Consider the following 18,746-nt stretch of genomic DNA (forward strand, 5'->3'; position numbering starts at 1 on the left):
CTTGCGTCAATTATGCGCAAGGGGCCGCAACCGGGCTGGCCCGGGGCCGCAAGGCCCTGCCAAAGTGCCGGAACTGCCGCTGCGCCCCTCAGCGCAACGCTTCCACGTCCTCGACCATCTCGACGAGCATCGGCGCCGTCATCGGCCGGCCCAGCAGGAAACCCTGCACTTCGGCGCAGTGGTCCTCGATCAGCGTCTGGAGCTGGCCGTCGGTCTCCACGCCCTCGGCCGTGACCGACAGGCCCAGCGCCTTGCCCAGCGCCAGGATTGCCTTGACGACGTCGCGGCTGCCGTCGCGCTGCTCGATGTCGGCGATGAACTGCCGGTCGATCTTGATGACGTCGAACGGGAAGCTGCGCAGCGAGCTCAGCGACGCGTAGCCGGTGCCGAAGTCGTCGATGGCCAGCTTCACGCCCAGCGCCTTGAGCTCGCGCAGCACGATGCCCGCGCCCTCGGCGTCGTCCATCAGCACGCCTTCGGTGATCTCGATCTCCAGCCGCTCGGGCGCAAGGCCGGCACCCGCCAGCACGTCGCGCACGCGCTGCACCAGGCGGCCGTCGCGAAACTGCACCGGCGACACGTTGACCGACACGCCGATCTCCGGCCACTGCACCGCGGCCTCGCAGGCCGTTTGCAGCACCCAATCGCCCAGCGGCAGGATCAGCCCGCTCTTTTCCGCCAGCGGAATGAAGTCGTCCGGCCCGATGCGCCCGCGCTGCGGATGCGCCCAGCGCACCAGCGCCTCGGCGCTGCGGATCGATTGCGTGCGTGCGTCGAAGCGCGGCTGGAAGTCGAGGTAGAACTCGCCGGCCACGATGCCGCGGCGCATCTCCTCGATCATGCGGCGGCTGGCCGTCACGCGGTCGTTCATCTCGTTGGCGAAGAAGCAGTAGGTGTTGCGGCCGTTGTGCTTCGAGCGGTACAGCGCGGTGTCCGCCGAGCGCAGCAGCTCGTCGGGCGTGGTGCCGTCGGCCGGCGACACCGCCACGCCGATCGACGCGCCGACCTCCAGCATGCCCACGTCGTTGCGGATGGGCGCGGCAATGGCCTCCAGCAGCTGCTGGCAGAAGGCGTCGATCTCCTCGTCCGCCAGGTGGGGCGCGGCAATCACGAACTCGTCCCCGCCGATGCGCGCGGCCAGCTGGTCGCTCTTGAGCGAACGGCGCAGCCGGTCGGCCACCTCGCCCAGCACCTTGTCGCCGACCGGGTGGCCGTAGGTGTCGTTGATGGGCTTGAAGCGGTCCAGGTCCAGGTACAGCACCACCAGCCGCGCCTGCGGATGCGTCAGCGCAGCCGCCATGAAGGCCGACAGGCGCGTGCGGTTGGGCAGCGAGGTGGCCGCGTCGTGCTGCGCCTGGCGCTGCGCGTCCTCGAACGCCTGGGCCAGCGCCACGTCGGCAGTGACGTCGATCGCGAACTTGATGATGCGCGTGAGCTGGCCGTTCAGGTCGTACACCGGGTTGTACGAGGCCTGCAGCCAGAGCTCGCGCCCGTCCTTGCCGATGCGCTTGTGGCGCCCCGAGACGAACTTGCCCGAGCGCAGCGTCTGCCAGAACTGGGCATACGCCTCGGTGTCGGCCACGCCGGGCTCCATCAGCATCCGGTGGTGGCGGCCCACCACCTCGTCCAGCGCGTAGCCGAAGGTCGCGAGGATGTTCGCGTTGGCATCGAGGATGGTGCCGTCGACGCGGAAGGTGATCACGCCCTGCGACTTGCCGATGGCCTCGATCTGGCTCTGGAAATCGGCCTGGCGCAGCTTTTCCTGCGTGATGTCGGTGGCGTACTTGACCACCTTTCGCACACGGCCCGCGGGGTCGAAGATCGGGTTGTAGGTGGCCTGCAGCCAGACCTCGCGGCCGTGCTTGCCCAGGCGCCGGTACTCCGCTGCGTGATGGTTGCCGCCAGCGAGCGCGGCCCAGAAGGCTGCGTACTCCGCGCTTTCGGCGTAGGCCGCGTCGACGAACATGCGATGGTGCCGCCCCGCCACCTCGTCCAGCCGGTAGCCCATGGCGTCGAGAAAGCGCGCGTTGGCATCGAGCACCGTGCCGTCGAGCGCGAACTGGACCACCGCCTGCGACAGGTTGATGGCCTGGATCTGGCCGCGGTCGTCGGCGGCCTTGAGCACGCGCGACGAGATGTCGTTCGAGGTCTCCACCACCTGCCGCACCACGCCGTTCGCGTCCGCCAGCGCGGTGTAGAAGGCCTGGACCCAGCGCCGGGTGCCGTCCTTGTGCAGGCGCATGCGCTCGACGACGCGCCGCTCGCCGCGCAGCACCTCGTCCCAGATGGCGGACAGGCTGTCCGGCAGGCCGTCCGCGGGGCTGATGTCGAGCAAGTCGCGCCCTTGCAGCTCGTCGAGCGTGTAGCCCCAGGCACTCAGGAAATGGTTGTTGGCCCGCAACACGCGGCCCCGGACGTCGAGCGTCAGCGTGGCGAAAGCGCCGTCGAGCGCCCGCAAACCGGCCGGTGCAGTCGGCACCTCCCGCCCCCCTTCGGGCCCTGTGAAAGCCCCGCCCCTGTCAGCATTGATCCACGCGTCTTGCATCTTGCACACCGGCATTCATCGAACCGAAGAACTGCAGAAAGAGCCATTCCCCTGGACCTGCGGTCTCGTGTTGCGTTGTCGTTGCCTGAAGCGACTTGCGGGTGTCTTTTGCTCGGAAATGCAGGGTAAAACCCGAAGATGATACGAGGATTTGAAACAAAAGTTAACTGATTCAGCGCTTGTCGAAGTACGGAACGAACACATCGTTGGCCCCCACGCCCACCTGCTTGACCCAGTCCAGCGAGAAATGCTCGCCCAGCCGCTGGAGGTCGCGGCTGAACAGGTAGGGCACCGGTTCGATCCTCACGCCATTGCGCCGCAGTTCGTCCATGGCGCGGGCCGCGGCGGCGGCGCTGGCAGCCCAGCCGCGCGACTCGGCGGCCGCGCTGGCCGTCTCCAGCGCGGCGCGCGAGGCCGCAGGCAATGCGTCCCAGGCCTTTGCGTTGGCGAACACGAGGTTCTTGGGAAACCACGCGTCGATGTCGTAGAAGAAGCGCATCGACTGCCACACCCGGCTTTCCACGCCCGTGACGGCCGAGGTCATCATGCAGTCGATGCGCCCGTCCGCCAGCGCGCGGTCGAGCTCGGTGGCCGGCACGTCGACCGGCACCGCGCCCATCAGCGTGGCGATGCGTGCGGTGGTGGCGTTGTAGGCGCGCATGCGCAGGCCGCGCAGGTCGCTCATGCCGCCCAAGGGCCGGTTCGCATACAGGCCTTGCGGCGGCCACGCCACGGCATAGAGCACGCGCAGGCCGCGCTGCGCGAACGACCGCTCGATCAGCGGCCGCTGGATGCGCCACAGCCGCATCGCGTCGGCGTAGCCGTGGGTGATGAACGGCACCGAGTCGGCGCCGGCCATCGGCACGTCGGCAACCAGGCTGCTCATGATCGCTTCGCCGGCCTCGACCTTGCCGTCCTGCACCGCGGCGCGGATGGCATTCAGGGCCACCAACGTGTTCTTCGGATGGACCTCGATGCGCAGCTGCCCCTGGGTGGCCAGCTCGACCTGCTGGGCCATCGCCAGCAGGTTGACCGTGTGGAAGTTCTCCGCCGGATAGCCGCTGGCCAGCCGCCACACGGTGGCACCGGACGCGGCCGAAGCGGGGGACAGCGCCGACATCGCCCCCGCACCGCACGCCAGCAACGTGAATGACCGGCGGCTGATGACGGGGGAGCGGTTCATGGCATCAGCCGATGGTCGCCAGCATGGCGCCCGCCGCCACATAGCCGCCCGCCGCCACCGCGAAGGCGATGCGCCCCGCGCGGTGCGCGACGACCTGCATCTCCATCTTCATCGCCTCCATCACGGCGACGACCGTGCCCTGCGCCACCTCGTCGCCGTCGGCGACCTTCCAGCCCTGCAAGGTGCCGGACACCGGCGCGGCCACGGCGGCGGCATCCGCCACGGCCGCTTCGGCGGGCGCCATGCCCGCAGCACCGGCGGCCGACGACAGCCCGCTCAACAGCACCGCCGGCAGGCCCAGCGCCATGCGCCGGCCGTCCACTTCGATCGCCGTGCGCAACAGCGCCGTGTCGGGCAGCGGGTCGGGCCGCATCGCCGCGGCCTCGCCATTGGCGAAGTCGGTCTCGATCCAGCGCGTGTGCACCTTGAACGCGTCGCCCGACACGAAGTCGGGGTGCGCCATCACCGCACGGTGGAACGGCAGCACCGTGGGCAGGCCCTCGATGCGGAACTCCTTGAGCGCGCGGCGCGCCCGCGCAATCGCCTGCTCGCGCGTGGCGCCGGTGACGATGAGCTTGGCCATCAGCGAATCGAAGGTGCCCGGCACCTGCGACCCCGCGTCCACGCCCGTGTCCACGCGCACGCCCGGGCCCGAAGGCGCGTCGAACACCTTCACCGGCCCCGGCGACGGCAGGAAGCCGCGCCCCACGTCTTCGGCATTGATGCGGAACTCGAAGGCATGGCCGCGCGGGGCGGGCGTCTGCGTGATAGACAGGGGCAGCCCTTCGGCGATGCGCAGCTGCTCGATCACCAGGTCGATGCCCGTGGTTTCCTCGGTCACCGGATGCTCCACCTGCAGCCGCGTGTTCACTTCGAGGAAGGAGATCGCACCGCTCGCGCTCAGCATGAATTCGACCGTGCCGGCGCCCGTGTAGCCGGCCGCCGCGCAGATGTCGCGCGCCGACTGGTGGATGCGCTCGCGCTGTGCGTCGCTCAGGAAGGGGGCGGGCGCCTCCTCCACCAGCTTCTGGTTGCGCCGCTGCAGCGAGCAGTCGCGCGTGCCGACCACCACCACGTGGCCGTGCGTGTCGGCCAGCACCTGCGCCTCGACGTGGCGCGGTCGGTCGAGGAACTGCTCGACATAGCACTCGCCGCGCCCGAAGGCCGTCACGGCCTCGCGCACCGCCGACTCGTAGAGCCCCTCGACCTCGTCGAGCCGCCATGCCACCTTGATGCCGCGCCCGCCGCCACCGAAGGCGGCCTTGATCGCGACCGGCAGGCCGTGCGTCTCGGCGAAGGCGAGCACCTCGCCGGCGCTGCTCACCGGGTCGGCCGTGCCCGCCACCAGCGGCGCGCCGACCTTGAGCGCGAGCTTGCGGGCCTGCACCTTGTCGCCCAGCATCGCGATGGCGGACGGCGACGGGCCGACCCACGTCAGGCCGGCATCGATCACGGCCTGCGCGAACGCCGCGCTCTCGGAGAGGAAGCCGTAGCCCGGGTGCACCGCGTCGGCACCGCTGCGCCTGGCCACGGCCAGCAGCTTGGCGATGTTCAGGTAGGTGTCGGCGGGCTTGTCGCCCTCCAGCCCGTAGGCCTCGTCGGCCATGCGCACGTGCAGCGCGTTCAGGTCGGCATCGGCATACACCGCGACCGACTGCACGCCGTGGTCGGCACAGGCGCGCGCAATGCGCACGGCGATTTCGCCGCGGTTGGCGATCAGGAGTTTTTTCATCGGGGGGCTTTCACGGTGCGCTGGGCGCGACGGGGCCGGGAGCGGCAATCGGGTGGAAGCGGACGCGCGCGTTCACGGGGATCTGACCCGCGCGGTCCAGGTGGTGGGTGGCGACGGAAGCGATCACGGGGTAGCCGCCGGTCAGCGGATGGTCGGCCAGGAACAGCACGGGCTGGCCGCTGGGCGGCACCTGCAGTGCGCCGTACGCCGTGCCCTCGCTGGGCAGTTCGGCGGGGTTGGCGCGCGCCAGCGGCACCTCGCCCGACAGGCGGATGCCGACGCGGTTCGACTGCGGCGTGACCACCCACGACTGGCTGCACAGCAAGGCGACCGCCTCGGGCGTGAACCAGTCGGTGCGCGGGCCGAGCACGATGTCGAGCACGACCTCCTGCTGCACCGTGGGCAGGTCGTCCGGCGACGCTTCGGCGGCGCCCACCAAGGCGCCTGCCGCCACCGCGCGCACGGGCAGCACGTCGCCCGTGGCCACGGCCGGCGGACCGATGCGAGCGAGCGTGTCGGTCGACAGGCTGCCGAGCACCGGCGCCACGTCGAAGCCGCCGCGCACCGCCAAGTAGCTGCGGATGCCGGCCTGCGGCTCGCCCAGCGCCAGCGTGTCGCCGTCGGCCAGCGCGACCGGCTGGTAGCGCGGCAGCGGCCACGCCACGCCATCGGCGCGGGTCACGGTGACGGGGCCCTCGGCACCGGTGACGGCCACCACCGCATCGCCGCGGCAGACGAACTGGAAGCCGCCATACGCGATCTCGATGCAGGCCGCGTCCGAAGGGTTGCCCACCAGCCGGTTGGCCGCCTGCAGCGAACGCCGGTCCATCGCGCCGGACGCGGACACGCCCTGCTTCGCCTGGCCGTGGCGGCCGCCGTCCTGCAGCAGCGCCTGCAGCCCGGCGGCACGGATCTCGAAGGCGCAGCCGTTCGCCGCGACAGGGCGGGAAGGCGCGGCCTCCACCGCCGCGGGCTCTGCCTTCGGCAACGCCGTGGCATCCACGAAGCGCACCGTGTCGCCCGGCTGCAGCAGCGCCGGTGTTTCGCGCGACAGGTCCCACATCGGCGCATCGGTGATGCCGATGATCTGCCAGCCGCCCGGGCTGGCCTGCGGATAGACACCGCTGAAGCTGCCCGCCAGGCCCACCGCGCCCGCCGGAATGCGGGTGCGCGGCACCGACCGGCGCGGCACGTTCAGGCTGGCGTCGCCGCCCGAGAGGTAGGCGAAGCCGGGCGCGAAGCCGGTGAAGGCCACGGTGTAGTCGCTGCCGGTGTGGCGTCGCACCACTTCCTCGGGCGCGATGCCCAGCAGTCCGGCCACCTCGGCCAGGTCTTCGCCGTCGTAGCGCACCGCAATCTCGATGCGCTTGTCGATGCGCGTCTCGCGGGCGTCGAGGCTGCGCTGGCCGATCTGCCGCACGAGTTCGTCCGCGCCGATGGCGGCCGGACGGAACGTGACCAGCAGCGTGCGCGCGGCGGGCACCAGCTCCTCGATGCCCGCAATGGGTTCGGCGCGCAGCGAGGCCAGCAGCGCCAGCGTCTGCGGCAGGTCGTCGAGCTCGACCAGCAGCGCATTCAGGTTGACCGGAAGAAAGCGCATCGTCATCAGTCAGCGCTCGCAAGGCCGTCCACGAAAGGCCGAATGGTCACGCCCGCCTGCTCCAGCCGCGCGCGCACCTGGCGCGCCATCTCGACCGCGCCGGGGCTGTCGCCGTGCACGCAGACCGATTCGGCCTCGATGCGCACCGTGCTGCCGTCGATGGCCGTGAGCACGCCGTCGGCGGCCAGCCGCAGCATGCGCTCGGCCACCTCGCCGGCGTCGTGCAGCACCGCACCGGGCTCGCGCCGCGACACCAGCGTGCCCTGGGGCGTGTAGGCGCGGTCGGCAAAGGCCTCGGCCACGGCGCGCAGGCCTTCGCCGCGCGCCCAGCCCAGCAAGGGCGAGCCCGCCAGCGCCACCAGGCACAGCGTGGGGTCGGCCTCCTGGATGGCGGCGATCACGTCGCGCGCCTGGCGCTCGTCGTGGGCGATGGTGTTGTAGAGCGCGCCGTGCGGCTTCACGTAGCGCACCGTGGTGCCGGCGGCGGCGGCCAAGCCCTTGAGCGCGCCGATCTGGTAGATCACGTCGGCGCGCAGGTCGGCGCTTTCCACGTCCATGTTGCGGCGCCCGAAGCCCACGAGGTCGCGGTACGACACATGCGCGCCGATGGCGACGCCGCGCTCCCTGGCCTGGCGCAGCGTGCGCAGGATGCCGGCGGGGTCCCCCGCATGGAAGCCGCAGGCCACGTTGGCGCTGCTCACGAGGGCGAGCATGGCCGCGTCGTCGCCCATGCGCCACACGCCCAGGCTCTCGCCGAGGTCACTGTTCAAGTCGATGTTCATCGTGTTGGTCTCCGGCGCGCGCTGCGCGCGCCCTGGGTGTCAATGCAAGGTCAATGCAGGCGGCCGCCGGTCTCGCGCACGTCCTGGCGCACGGTGAGCGCGGTGCGTATGCCCACACGAAAGGCTTCCACCTGCGCGGCCAGCGCCATGCTCGCCACGCCCGGCTTGGGCGCGGCCTGCTCGGGCAGGTAGGGCACGTGGACGAAGCCGCCGCGCGTGTGCGCAAGGGCCGGCTGCGTCGCCAGCCGGTGCATCAGCGCATAGAAGATGTGGTTGCACACGAAGGTGCCGGCGCTGTTGGACACCGCCGCCGGCAGCCCCGCGGCGCGCACGTCGCGCACCATGGCCTTGATGGGCAATGTCGAGAAGTAGGCCGCCGGGCCGCCGGCCACCACCTCGGTGTCGATGGGCTGGAAGCCCGCATTGTCGGGAATGCGCGCGTCGTCGACGTTCAGCGCGGCGCGCTCCATCGAGATCTCGGTGCGCCCGCCCGCCGCGCCGATGCACAGCACCAGCGGCAGCGGCGCCTTCTTGCCGAGGATGTCCGCCAGCGCCGCGTCGAGCGTGTCGATGGCGCGCCCGAACACGCACGGCAGCTGCAGCGCCTGCACCACGGCGCCTTCGCAGGCCCAGCCGTCGAGCACGCGGGCAATCTCCCATGCGGGGTTGACGGGGTCGTTCTCGAAGGGCTCGAAGCCCGCGAGCAGCACCCGGGGTGCGCTCGGCTGCCTGGCTTTGGTGGTCATGCGCGGCGCCTTAACGGAACATCAGGAAGTACAGCAGGAAGATGTTGACCACGAGCAAGGCAGCGGCAGTGGGTATCTGCACCTTGATCACCGCGTTCTTGTCGGGCAGCTCCAGCAGCGCCGCCGGCACGATGTTGAAGTTGGCCGCCATCGGCGTCATCAGCGTGCCGCAGTAGCCCGAGAACATGCCGATGGCTGCCATCACCGCCGGGTCGCCGTGGTAAACGCCCACCAGCACCGGCACGCCCACGCCGCCCGTCATCACCGGGAAGGCCGCGAAGCCGTTGCCCATGATGATGGTGAACAGCGCCATGCCCAGCACGTACACCACCACCGCCACGAAGCGGATGTCCATGTTGATGTAGCTGGTGGTGATGTACGCCACGGCCTTGCCCACGCCCGCGTCGGAGAACACCAGGCCCAGCATGCCCAGCATCTGCGGCAGCACCACGGCCCAGCCCAGCGCGTCGGTCAGGCGCCTCGACTCGCGCATGCCCTGCATCGGCGTCTCGCGCGTCAGCCAGCAGGCCAGCGCCAGCGCCACCACGCAGCCCACGCCAAGGCTCACCAGGGTGGTGTTCTTGGGGTCGAGCAGGAAGGCGTCGCCGATCTTCACCTTGCTCATGAGCACGGTGCCGATCACGGTGACGAGCGGAATCGCCAGCGCGGGCATGAAGAGCTTGTTGCCCAGGCGCGCGGCACTGGCCTGGTATTGCCCGGGCGTGGGCTCGCGGTGCTTGCCCGCGCCGACGCCGCGCAGGCCGGCAATGACGGCCATGACGATGGCGCCCCCGCCGACCACGGCCGGCGGCAGCTTGTCGCCGATCAGGAAGACCAGCGCATAGAGCGCCCAGAACAGGCCGCTGGTGTAGCGCTTGGGATGCTGGCGGTCGGTCAGCGTCATGATGGCCGTGACCGCGAGGATCAGGCCGACCAGGATGTAGAGGTGCTGGATCGAGAGAATCATGATCAGCGGCCTTCCTGGGTCGCAACAGGTGCGACGACAGCGTCTTGGGCCTTCTCACCGGCCATTTCGCGCGCGATCGACTGGTCGAGCCGGCGCAGGCGCCACGAATGGATGATGAAGGCGGCAATGGCCGTCGGAATGCCCCACAGCGCGATGTGCAGCGGCTCCACGTCGATGCCGGCCTCGTGCAGGAAGGTGCTCATCAGCACGATGGCGCCGAAGGCCACGAAGATGTCCTCGCCGAAGAACAGGCCCACGTTGTCGGTGGCCGCGGCATAGGCGCGCAGCTTGTGGCGCAGGCGCTCGGGCAGCTTGCCGTAGCGGGTCTCGGTGGCGCCTTCGGCCATGGGTGCGAGCAGCGGGCGAACCATCTGCGGGTGGCCGCCCAGGCTGGTGAGGCCGACGGCGGCGGTGAGTTCGCGCGCGGCGAGGTAGACGATCAGCAGGCGCCCGGCGGTGGCCGACTTGATGCGGCTGATCCAGTTCTGCGCGTGCTGGCGCAGGCCGTGGCGCTCGAGCAGCCCGATGACGGCCAGCGGCAGAAGAATGATCAGCGGCAGGTTGCGCGTCTTGATGAACCCGTTGCCGATGGCCGTGAGGATGGCCATCGGCCCGAAGCCCGCCGCGGCCGCCGTCACGATGGCCGTGACGATCACCACCAGCATCGGATTGAAGCGCAGGATGAAGCCCGCAATGATCACGGCCACGCCGATCAGCGGCCACAGATGAGGGATGTCAGGAGTCATGTTGGTCTTTCGTTATGGATTCAGAGACACCTTGCGCGGGAGCGCCGGCCCTTCGCTTGATGCAAACCTCGTGCCAATGAATGAGCAATTGATTTCACCTGAATCACTCATTAATCAGAGATTGTTGAACAATCATGGCGAGTGTGCCCAACAACAGTGCCTGAGTGACCCCATGAAAACCCTGATCGCGCCCGCTCCGGGTGCATCGGCTGTGGCCTGAAACCTGCCATCCGGGAGCGGAATCTGCTGCAAACTCTGCTGGGCCCGGTTCGCCCGGGTTCACCCGGCTTTCCCGCCCCTTCCATCCTCCCCTTCCTGGAATGACTTCACTGGCCTCCCCGACTTCCCCCGCATCGCCGGCCGCCGGCACGCAGACGCTCAACGACCGGGTCGCCGAACTCATCCGCCAGAAGATCGTGAAGGGCGAGTTCTCGCCCGGGCAGCGGCTGTCGGAGGCCGCGCTGGCCGACAGCTTCGAGATTTCGCGCAACACCTTGCGCGAGGTGTTCCGCACGCTGACCAAGGAAGGGCTGCTCAAGCACGCGCCCAACCGCGGCGTGTTCGTGGCGGTGCCGAGCATCGCGTCGATCATCGACATCTACCGGGTGCGCCGGCTCATCGAATGCCAGGCGCTGGCGCAGGCCTACCCGCGGCATCCGGCCAAGAAGCACATGCGCGAGGCCGTGGAAACGGCGCTGAAATGCCGCGACGCCGGCGACTGGCTGGGCGTGGGCACGGCCAACATGGAGTTCCACAAGGGCATCGTGGAGTTGGCGGACAGCGAACGGCTGAACATCTTGTTCGCGCACATCCTGGTCGAGCTGCGGCTGGCCTTCGGCCTGCTGAAAGACCCGGAGTTCCTGCATGCGCCCTACGTGGACATGAACACCAAGCTGCTCGAACTCATCGAGGCCGGCAAGTTCGCCGAGGGCTCGGCGTCGCTCAACGAGTACCTCATCCACTCCGAACGCATCGTGCTTGCCGTCTATGCGCGGCAGATGCCCGAAAACGGCCTCGACAACTGACCACTCCAAGGAGACGCCATGACCCTGTCTGCCTACCTGCTCTTCCTGCCGGCCTGCTTCGCCATCAACATGGCGTTCGGCCCCAACAACCTGCTGTCGGTCACCAACGGCGCGAAGCACGGCGTGGCGCCGGCCGTCATGGCGGCCAGCGGGCGGCTCGTGGCCTTCGCGATCATGATCGCCATCGCGGGGCTGGGCATGGGCGCGGTGCTGGTGGCGTCGGAGATGGCCTTCGACGTCATCAAGTACATCGGCGCGGCCTACCTGGTGTGGATCGGCATCCGGCTGCTGCGTGCGCCGGCGCCCACGGCCGAGGTGCAGTCGCGCGACGCTTCGGCGCCGCTGTCCATGCGCGCGCTGGTGCGCCAGGAATTCACCGTGGCAGCGGGCAATCCGAAGGCCATCCTGGTGTTCACCGCCTTCTTTCCGCAGTTCGTGGTGCCCGGCGCGTACGCCTCCAGCTACCTGCTGCTGGGCGTGACCTTCCTGGTGTTCGAGATGGTCGCGATCGCGCTCTACGCGATGCTCGGCGCACGCATGCGCCGGCTGGCCGATGGCAGCCGGGCCATGCGCTGGTTCAACCGCGTGAGCGGCAGCATGATGGTCGGCTTCGGGCTGATCCTGGCGTTCACGCGCCGGCCGGCGGGCTGAGCGTCTTCAGGCTTTCAGGTACTCGGCCTTGGTGCCGAGCCAGCGGTCGATGTGCCGCTGGGCCAGCTCGGGGTGCTTGTGCAGCATCACCGGCGCCAGTTCGCGCGCCCAGTCGAGCAGCAGCGTGTCGGTCGCCAGGTCGGCGAAGCGCAGCAGCGGCGCGCCCGACTGGCGCGCGCCCAGGAACTCGCCCGGGCCGCGAATCTCCAGGTCGCGCCGCGCGATCTCGAAGCCGTCGCCCGTTTCCGCCATGGCCTTGAGCCGCGCGCGCGCCGCCTCGCCCACGCGCCCGCTGTCGCCCGGCGCATAGAGCAGCACGCAGGCCGAGGCCGCCGCGCCGCGCCCGACGCGCCCGCGCAACTGGTGCAGCTGCGACAGGCCGAAGCGCTCGGCATGCTCGATGACCACGAGCGAGGCGTTGGGCACGTCGACGCCCACTTCGATCACGGTCGTGCTCACCAGCACCTGGATTTCATTGGCGGTGAACGCCGCCATCACGGCCTGCTTCTCGGCCGTGGGCATGCGCGAATGCAGCAGGCCGACATGGATGGCATCGCCCAGCGTGCCGGCCAGTTCTTCGCGCGTTTCGGTGGCGTTGCGCAGGTCGACCGCCTCGCTCTCCTCGATCAGCGGGCACACCCAGTAGACCTGCCGGCCCTGCGAAATCTGCGACTGGATGCGGTCGATGACCTCGTCGCGCCGGTGGTCGGCCACCAGCTTGGTGACGATGGGGGTGCGGCCCGGGGGCAGCTCGTCGAGCGTGGAGACGTCGAGGTCGGCGTAGTAGCTCATGGCCAGCGTGCGCGGGATGGGGGTGGCGCTCATCATCAGCAGATGCGGCTCCAGGTCGCCGCTGGCCTTGCCGCGCAGGGCGAGGCGCTGCGCCACGCCGAAGCGGTGCTGCTCGTCGATGATCGCCAGCGCGAGCTTTTTGAAGCGCACCTTCTCCGAGATGACCGCGTGCGTGCCGATGACCAGCGCGGCCTGGCCGCTCTCGACGGCGGCCGACATCTCGTCGCGCTCCTTCTTCTTCTGGCTGCCCGTGAGCCATGCCACGCGCAGGCCGCGTTCGGCCAGCAGCGGGTCGAGCCAGCCGACCAGCTTGCCGAAATGCTGCGCCGCGAGGATTTCGGTGGGCGCCATCAGCGCGCACTGGAAGCCTGCGTCGATGCAGCGCGCCGCCGCCAGCGCGGCCACCACCGTCTTGCCCGAGCCCACGTCGCCCTGCAGCAGGCGGTGCATGGGAATGGGACGGCCCAGGTCGGCCGTGATCTCTTCGCCCACGCGTTGCTGCGCGCCGGTCAGGCCGAAGGGCAGCACGGCCAGGAACTGCGCATGCAGCGAGGCCGCGGCCGGCTCGGCGGACGAGGGCAGCACCGGCGCGCGCTGCGCCGCGCGCTCCAGCCGGGCCTGCAGCTGCGACAGCTGCTGCGCCAGCAGTTCCTCGGCCTTGATGCGCTGCCACGCCGGGTGGCTGTGGTCTTCGAGCGCGGCGATGGACACGTCGGGCGTCGGGTAGTGCAGGAAGCTCAGCGCGGCGCGCAGGTCCCACGCGCCGCGCAGGCCGATCTGCACCGGGATCGTCTCGTCGAGCACCGCGCGCGCCAGGCCCGAGCGCACTTCGCGCCGCAGCACCGGCTGCGCGAGGCCGGCCACGGTCGAGTACACCGGCGTGAGCGCGTTGGGCAGCGAGGTGCCGGCCGCCTTGACCGTCGGGTGCATCATCTGCCGCCCCACGAAGCCGCCGCGCATCTCGCCGCGCACGCGCACCTTGGCGCCGACCGCCAGCTGCTTCTGCTGCGACGGATAGAAGTTGAAGAAGCGCAGCTCGCAGGTGTCGGAGCCGTCGTCGAGGGTGGCGATGAGTTGGCGGCGCGGGCGGAACACCACCTCGCAGTCGGTCACCACGCCCTCGACCTGCGCCATGTCGCCGTCGCGCGTGTCGGCCAGCCGCACGATGCGCGTCTCGTCCTCGTAGCGCATCGGCAGGTACAGCGCGAAGTCGATGTCGCGCACCAGGCCGAGCTTGCGCAGCGCGCGCTGCACCAGGCTCAGCCCGCTGCCGGGCGGCCCTGCAGGCGCAGGTGCGGCGGCGGCGGCAGCGGGGGAAGGGGCTTTCTTGGCGGGCACAGGCAGGGCTTCTAGCGCGGGCGGCAAAGGTCCGTCAAGGCGCTGCGGGCATCGGGAAACGCGAAGCGAAAGCCGGTCTGCAGCAGCCGCGCCGGCACCACGCGCTGGCCTTCGAGCAGCAGGTCGGCCTGTTCGCCGAGCAGCAGCTTGACGGGCGCGGCGGGCGTGGGCATCCAGCAGGGGCGGTGCAGCACGCCGGCGGCCACGCGGGTGAATTCTTCCTGGCTCAACGCGCCGGGCGCGGTGAAGTTCCAGGCTCGCGCGGTCGCGGGCCCGGCGGTGCCTTCCGCCACGGTCCACACATGGGCCATGGCGCGGACCAGGTCGTGCACGTGCACCCACGACAGCCACTGCCGCCCGCTGCCCAGCCGACCGCCCATGCCCAGCGAAATCGGCAGCAGCAACTGCGGCAGCGAGCCCTGGTGGCCCAGCACGAAGCCGAAGCGCATGCAGGCCACCTGCACGCCGTGCGCCACCGCCGCATGCGCGGCCTGCTCCCAGCGCCGGCACAGCTGCGACATGAAGATGTCCTGCGGCGGCGCGTCTTCGGCCAGCTCGGTGGCGTCGCCCTGCGGCTGCACGCCGTAGTAGCCGATGGCCGAGCCCGAGAGCAGCAGCCACGGCTTGCGCGGGCGCGCGGCGATCCACGCGACCAGCTGCTGCGTCAGACCCTCGCGGCTTTGCAGCAGCTGCTGCTGGCGCCGATCGCTCCAGCGCATGCCCAGGATGCGCGCGCCCGCGAGGTTGACGACCACGTCGATGTCGTCGGCCGCGGGCACCTGCGCGAGCGACTGCACGCAGCGCACCGCGCCGCCGAAGCCCCAGGCGGCCGAGCGCGCGTCGCGCGTCCATACCGTCACTGCATGGCCGTCGGCGAGCAGCTGGCGCACGAGCAACTGGCCGATGAAGCCGGTGCCGCCCGTGACCAGCACGCGCTGCGGCTTCGAACCGAAGCGCACCGGCGCCTGCGCATCGCGCGCGTGCGCCTGCTTCTGGCGCTTGAAGATCGCGCGCGCCGCAAGCCCGTCGCGCAACCCGGACACGCCCACGCCCACGCCGCACAACGCGAGGAAGGCACTGAGCCAGCCGTACGGCTGCCACACCATGGCCGTCGGCTGCGCGGCCCAGTCGACCGCATTCATCGCCAGCAGCGCGATGAACGCACCCGCATTGATGGCCAGCACCGTGTGCGTGACCCGCTCCGTCGGCGGCAGCAGGCGGCTGCCGTCCTCGACCACGAAGTCCCACAGCGTGAGCACGATCTCCACGCCGAACACCGCCAGCAGCACCCACGCCCAAGCGCCGTGCCAGGCCCACGACGACAGGCCGATGAACAGCGCGCAATAGATGGAAGAGCGCGTGGCGTGGATCGACAGCTCGCGCCCCGCCGTGGCGCGCCGCGGCAGCGCCTCGGTGCCCTCGTGGTGGTAGAGCGTGTCGAAGGCGCCGAGCGCGCCCTGGGCGGCCATGAGCTGCAGGGCCAGAAGGTGGGTGTCGATCATCGGGGGGCTTTCGGTTCCGGCACTTCCTCGAACACGCCGACCTGGGTGAAGGTGGTGCCCATCAGGCAGTGGCGGATCTCGATGCGGATGTTGAAGCGCTCGGGCGTTTCGTTGTGGTGCCAGAGAAAGGTCTTGCCCGGCGTGAGCAGGCCCGGCAACGGAATACGCCAGCCGAACAGGTCCCAGAAGTAGCCGTCGCTCTGGAAATGCAGGCTGCCGTTTTCCACGCTCAGCACCAGCTTCATGCCCAGGCCCATGCCCACGTACTCCAGCACCTCGCCGCGCTCGCTCTCGCGCATGAAGCTGGTGAACTGGATGGGCTTTCGGCCGTGCAGGCGGTAGATGCGCTGCTTGTAGATGGCCGGGTCATCCGGCTTCGCGTAGACCTGGATCTCCACGGGAAAGTGGCTGTCGCTGTAGGGAATGAGCGCGCCCTGGATCAGCGGTTGCGTCAGGTGGCCGAGCAGCCGGCCGAAGCGCGAGCATCGCAGCTCGCTGAGCGCGCCCAGGTAGTGCAGCGCCTTGCCCGGCGAGGGGTTCTTGTCGAAGCGGCGGCGAATGTCCGGGTGCAGGCCCTGCCAGGCATGGCCGAGAATTTTCTTGAAGAGCTCGCCTTCGGAGGGGCCGGGGGCAACGCCCGGTTCGGACCCCGAAGAAACGCGGGCTGCTTGTGAATCGACCATCCGCTGATTCTGCCTCGGCAACCCCGTGCAGCCTCACGCCGCGGCCCGGTTTTCTCGGCATGGGAGAATGCCGGCCGTCTTCCTTGGAACGGGCCCGTCCGGCCCTCAAGCACCATGCGCGCTTTCACGCTCTCCGATTTCGATTTCGCCCTGCCCCCCGATCTGGTGGCGCAACACCCGGCCACCGAACGCACCGCCTCCCGTCTGCTCGACGGCACAGGCCCCGCCCCGGTCGACCGCATCTTCAAGAGCCTGCCTTCGCTGCTGCGCGCGGGCGACCTGCTGGTCTTCAACGACACGCGCGTGGTCAAGGCGCGCCTGTTCGGCGAGAAGCCGACCGGCGGCAAGCTCGAACTGCTGGTCGAACGTGTACTGCAGGGCCAAGAGGTCGTTGCCCACATGAAGGTGAGCAAGAAGCCGCCCGTGGGCACCACGCTGCAGATGGTCGGCGGGTTCCGCGCCACGCTGCTGGGCCGCTGGCCCGAGGAAGACGGCGCGCTGTTCCGCTTTGGTTTCGAAAGCGACGCGGGCGAAGACCCGTACGCGCTGATGCAGCGCTGCGGCCACGTGCCGCTGCCGCCCTACATCACGCACACCGATTCGGCCGACGACGAAAGCCGCTACCAGACCGTGTTCGCGCGCGTGCCCGGCGCGGTGGCCGCGCCCACGGCCGCACTGCACTTCGACCAAGGCCTGCTGGACGAACTCGAAGCACGCGGCGTGCAGCGTGCGAGCGTCACGCTGCACGTGGGCGCGGGCACCTTCCAGCCGGTGAAGACCGAGAACATTGCAGAGCACACGATGCACGCCGAGCGCTACGAAGTGCCCGAGGCCACGCAGCGCGCCATTGCCGAGTGCAAGGCGCGCGGCGGGCGCGTGGTGGCGGTGGGCACGACCACCGTGCGCACGCTGGAGTCATGGGCCAAGACCGGCGAGGCCGCGGGCGACACCCGCATCTTCATCACGCCGGGCTTCGCGTTCCAGCACGTGGACCTGCTGGTGACGAACTTTCACCTGCCCAAGAGCACGCTGATGATGCTGGTCTCGGCCCTTGCGGGCTACGAGCGCGTGATGGCGCTGTATGCCCACGCAATCTCCGGCGGCTACCGCTTCTTCAGCTACGGCGACGCCATGCTGCTCGCACGACACACGGACTGAACGACATGCTGAACTTCGAACTCCTCAAGACCGACCCCGACAGCCACGCGCGCCGCGCCACGCTCACGCTCAACCACGGCAAGGTGCAGACGCCGATCTTCATGCCCGTGGGCACCTACGGCACCGTCAAGGGCGTGATGCCGCGCAGCCTCGAAGAAATGGGCGCGCAGATCATCCTGGGCAACACCTTCCACCTGTGGATGCGCCCGGGCCAGGACGTGATGCAGAGCTTCGGCGGCCTGCACCAGTTCGAGAAGTGGAACAAGCCCATCCTCACCGACTCGGGCGGCTTCCAGGTGTGGTCGCTGGGCGCCATGCGCAAGATCAGCGAAGAGGGCGTGAAGTTCGCCTCGCCCGTCAACGGCGACAAGCTGTTCCTCACGCCCGAGGTCTCGATGCAGATCCAGACCGTGCTGAACAGCGACATCGTGATGCAGTTCGACGAGTGCACGCCCTACGACACCCAGGGCCACATCACGACCGAGGCCGAGGCGCGCGTCTCGATGGAGCTCAGCCTGCGCTGGGCCCGGCGCTGCCAGACCGAGTTCGCACGGCTGGAAAACCCGAACGCCCTCTTCGGCATCGTGCAGGGCGGCATGTTCGAGAACCTGCGCGAGGAGTCGCTGGCGGCGCTGGTCGACATGGACTTTCCGGGCTATGCCGTCGGCGGCGTCAGCGTGGGCGAGCCCAAGGAAGAGATGCTGCACATCATGGGCCACACGCCGCACCGGTTGCCCGCGAACAAGCCGCGCTACCTGATGGGCGTGGGCACGCCCGAGGACCTGGTGCAGGGCGTGGCCGACGGCGTGGACATGTTCGACTGCGTGATGCCCACGCGCAATGCGCGCAACGGCACCATGTTCACCCGCTTCGGCGACCTGAAGATGCGCAACGCGCGCCACAAGACCGACCCGCAGCCGGTGGACCCGAGCTGCACCTGCCACGCCTGCGCGGGCACGTCGGGCGTGAGCTGGAACGACGGCGGACGCGAAGGCTTCAGCCGCGCGTACCTGCATCACCTGGACCGCTGCGGCGAAATGCTCGGGCCGATGCTGTGCACCATCCACAACCTGCACTACTACCTGAACCTGATGACCGAGATCCGCGCGGCGCTGGACGCGGGCACGTTCACGGAATTCCGCGCGCGGTTCAAGTCGGAGCGCGCGCGCGGCGTCTGAGGGGCGTGCGGGCCGCGGCCCGTCGGCACCAATCTGGAACCAACCTGGCATTGGCCCGGCACCGGCCTGGCCGGGGGCATTCGCATCCGGTAGGCTCGCTGTCCGTCCCCACTGCTGC

The 18,746-nt window shown here is 69.9% G+C and carries 15 protein-coding genes; 4 read left to right on the forward strand and 11 right to left on the reverse strand.

Annotated elements, in window-relative coordinates; translation table 11 throughout:
- Positions 1-88: 88 nt before the first annotated feature.
- From AC1DJH_RS09715 to AC1DJH_RS09750, 8 genes are all read right to left on the reverse strand, one after another.
- Entirely contained in the window at positions 89-2,479 is a 2,391-nt protein-coding gene (locus AC1DJH_RS09715) for a sensor domain-containing protein (protein ID WP_478185536.1), read from the reverse strand.
- A gap of 238 nt (positions 2,480-2,717) precedes the next feature.
- Positions 2,718-3,728, reverse strand: coding sequence for a TRAP transporter substrate-binding protein (locus tag AC1DJH_RS09720; protein WP_478185537.1), 1,011 nt, complete (start codon positions 3,726-3,728; stop codon positions 2,718-2,720).
- A gap of 4 nt (positions 3,729-3,732) precedes the next feature.
- Positions 3,733-5,460, reverse strand: a complete 1,728-nt coding sequence (locus tag AC1DJH_RS09725; RefSeq protein WP_478185538.1) for an acetyl/propionyl/methylcrotonyl-CoA carboxylase subunit alpha — start codon at positions 5,458-5,460, stop codon at positions 3,733-3,735.
- A 10-nt stretch (positions 5,461-5,470) separates the two neighbouring features.
- Positions 5,471-7,060: a 5-oxoprolinase subunit B/C family protein gene (locus AC1DJH_RS09730; protein WP_478185834.1), complete on the reverse strand. Its 1,590-nt coding sequence runs from the start codon at positions 7,058-7,060 to the stop codon at positions 5,471-5,473.
- Between the two features lie 5 nt (positions 7,061-7,065).
- Positions 7,066-7,842 (reverse strand): LamB/YcsF family protein, encoded by a 777-nt coding sequence (locus AC1DJH_RS09735; protein WP_478185539.1) that lies wholly within the window; start codon positions 7,840-7,842, stop codon positions 7,066-7,068.
- A 50-nt stretch (positions 7,843-7,892) separates the two neighbouring features.
- Positions 7,893-8,588, reverse strand: coding sequence for a pyroglutamyl-peptidase I (gene pcp, locus AC1DJH_RS09740; RefSeq protein ID WP_478185540.1), 696 nt, complete (start codon positions 8,586-8,588; stop codon positions 7,893-7,895).
- A 10-nt stretch (positions 8,589-8,598) separates the two neighbouring features.
- On the reverse strand, positions 8,599-9,555 hold the full coding sequence (locus tag AC1DJH_RS09745; protein WP_472125070.1) for a DUF979 domain-containing protein: 957 nt from the start codon (positions 9,553-9,555) through the stop codon (positions 8,599-8,601).
- 2 nt (positions 9,556-9,557) lie between these two features.
- Positions 9,558-10,301 carry a DUF969 domain-containing protein gene (locus AC1DJH_RS09750; RefSeq protein WP_472125073.1) on the reverse strand — a complete coding sequence of 248 codons (744 nt, stop codon included), beginning with the start codon at positions 10,299-10,301 and terminating at the stop codon, positions 9,558-9,560.
- A gap of 320 nt (positions 10,302-10,621) precedes the next feature.
- Between AC1DJH_RS09750 and AC1DJH_RS09755 the strand changes: the two genes are divergently transcribed.
- Positions 10,622-11,326, forward strand: a complete 705-nt coding sequence (locus AC1DJH_RS09755) for a GntR family transcriptional regulator (RefSeq protein WP_478185541.1) — start codon at positions 10,622-10,624, stop codon at positions 11,324-11,326.
- Positions 11,327-11,344: 18 nt separating this feature from the next.
- A complete protein-coding gene (locus AC1DJH_RS09760) occupies positions 11,345-11,977 on the forward strand; it encodes a LysE family translocator (protein WP_478185542.1) in 633 nt (210 codons plus the stop codon).
- 6 nt (positions 11,978-11,983) lie between these two features.
- Here the strand turns inward: AC1DJH_RS09760 and recG are convergent, their stop codons facing one another.
- The 3 genes from recG to AC1DJH_RS09775 are packed head-to-tail and all read right to left on the reverse strand — an operon-like array spanning position 11,984 to position 16,292.
- Positions 11,984-14,107 (reverse strand): ATP-dependent DNA helicase RecG, encoded by a 2,124-nt coding sequence (gene recG / locus AC1DJH_RS09765; RefSeq protein WP_478185543.1) that lies wholly within the window; start codon positions 14,105-14,107, stop codon positions 11,984-11,986.
- 11 nt (positions 14,108-14,118) lie between these two features.
- Positions 14,119-15,609 (reverse strand): TIGR01777 family oxidoreductase, encoded by a 1,491-nt coding sequence (locus tag AC1DJH_RS09770; RefSeq protein ID WP_478185544.1) that lies wholly within the window; start codon positions 15,607-15,609, stop codon positions 14,119-14,121.
- Positions 15,606-16,292 (reverse strand): DUF4166 domain-containing protein, encoded by a 687-nt coding sequence (locus tag AC1DJH_RS09775; RefSeq protein WP_478185545.1) that lies wholly within the window; start codon positions 16,290-16,292, stop codon positions 15,606-15,608. Before AC1DJH_RS09775 ends, AC1DJH_RS09770 begins: the two co-directional genes overlap by 4 nt.
- A gap of 114 nt (positions 16,293-16,406) precedes the next feature.
- Here AC1DJH_RS09775 and queA point away from each other — a divergent pair, with 114 nt between their 5' ends.
- Positions 16,407-17,450: a tRNA preQ1(34) S-adenosylmethionine ribosyltransferase-isomerase QueA gene (gene queA, locus AC1DJH_RS09780; protein WP_478185546.1), complete on the forward strand. Its 1,044-nt coding sequence runs from the start codon at positions 16,407-16,409 to the stop codon at positions 17,448-17,450.
- 5 nt (positions 17,451-17,455) lie between these two features.
- Entirely contained in the window at positions 17,456-18,628 is a 1,173-nt protein-coding gene (gene tgt / locus AC1DJH_RS09785; RefSeq protein WP_435437474.1) for a tRNA guanosine(34) transglycosylase Tgt, read from the forward strand.
- The last annotated feature ends 118 nt before the right edge of the window (positions 18,629-18,746 follow it).

The sequence above is a fragment of the Variovorax sp. 10N412 genome (genome assembly GCF_056394985.1).

Coding starts and splice junctions, on each gene's coding strand:
- AC1DJH_RS09720 (WP_478185537.1), bottom strand. CDS start 3,728: ATGAACCGCTCCCCCGTCATCAGCCGCCGGTCATTCACGTTGCTGGCG.
- AC1DJH_RS09725 (WP_478185538.1), bottom strand. CDS start 5,460: ATGAAAAAACTCCTGATCGCCAACCGCGGCGAAATCGCCGTGCGCATT.
- AC1DJH_RS09730 (WP_478185834.1), bottom strand. CDS start 7,060: ATGCGCTTTCTTCCGGTCAACCTGAATGCGCTGCTGGTCGAGCTCGAC.
- AC1DJH_RS09735 (WP_478185539.1), bottom strand. CDS start 7,842: ATGAACATCGACTTGAACAGTGACCTCGGCGAGAGCCTGGGCGTGTGG.
- pcp (WP_478185540.1), bottom strand. CDS start 8,588: ATGACCACCAAAGCCAGGCAGCCGAGCGCACCCCGGGTGCTGCTCGCG.
- AC1DJH_RS09745 (WP_472125070.1), bottom strand. CDS start 9,555: ATGATTCTCTCGATCCAGCACCTCTACATCCTGGTCGGCCTGATCCTC.
- AC1DJH_RS09750 (WP_472125073.1), bottom strand. CDS start 10,301: ATGACTCCTGACATCCCTCATCTGTGGCCGCTGATCGGCGTGGCCGTG.
- AC1DJH_RS09755 (WP_478185541.1), top strand. CDS start 10,622: ATGACTTCACTGGCCTCCCCGACTTCCCCCGCATCGCCGGCCGCCGGC.
- AC1DJH_RS09760 (WP_478185542.1), top strand. CDS start 11,345: ATGACCCTGTCTGCCTACCTGCTCTTCCTGCCGGCCTGCTTCGCCATC.
- AC1DJH_RS09770 (WP_478185544.1), bottom strand. CDS start 15,609: ATGATCGACACCCACCTTCTGGCCCTGCAGCTCATGGCCGCCCAGGGC.
- AC1DJH_RS09775 (WP_478185545.1), bottom strand. CDS start 16,292: ATGGTCGATTCACAAGCAGCCCGCGTTTCTTCGGGGTCCGAACCGGGC.
- queA (WP_478185546.1), top strand. CDS start 16,407: ATGCGCGCTTTCACGCTCTCCGATTTCGATTTCGCCCTGCCCCCCGAT.
- tgt (WP_435437474.1), top strand. CDS start 17,456: ATGCTGAACTTCGAACTCCTCAAGACCGACCCCGACAGCCACGCGCGC.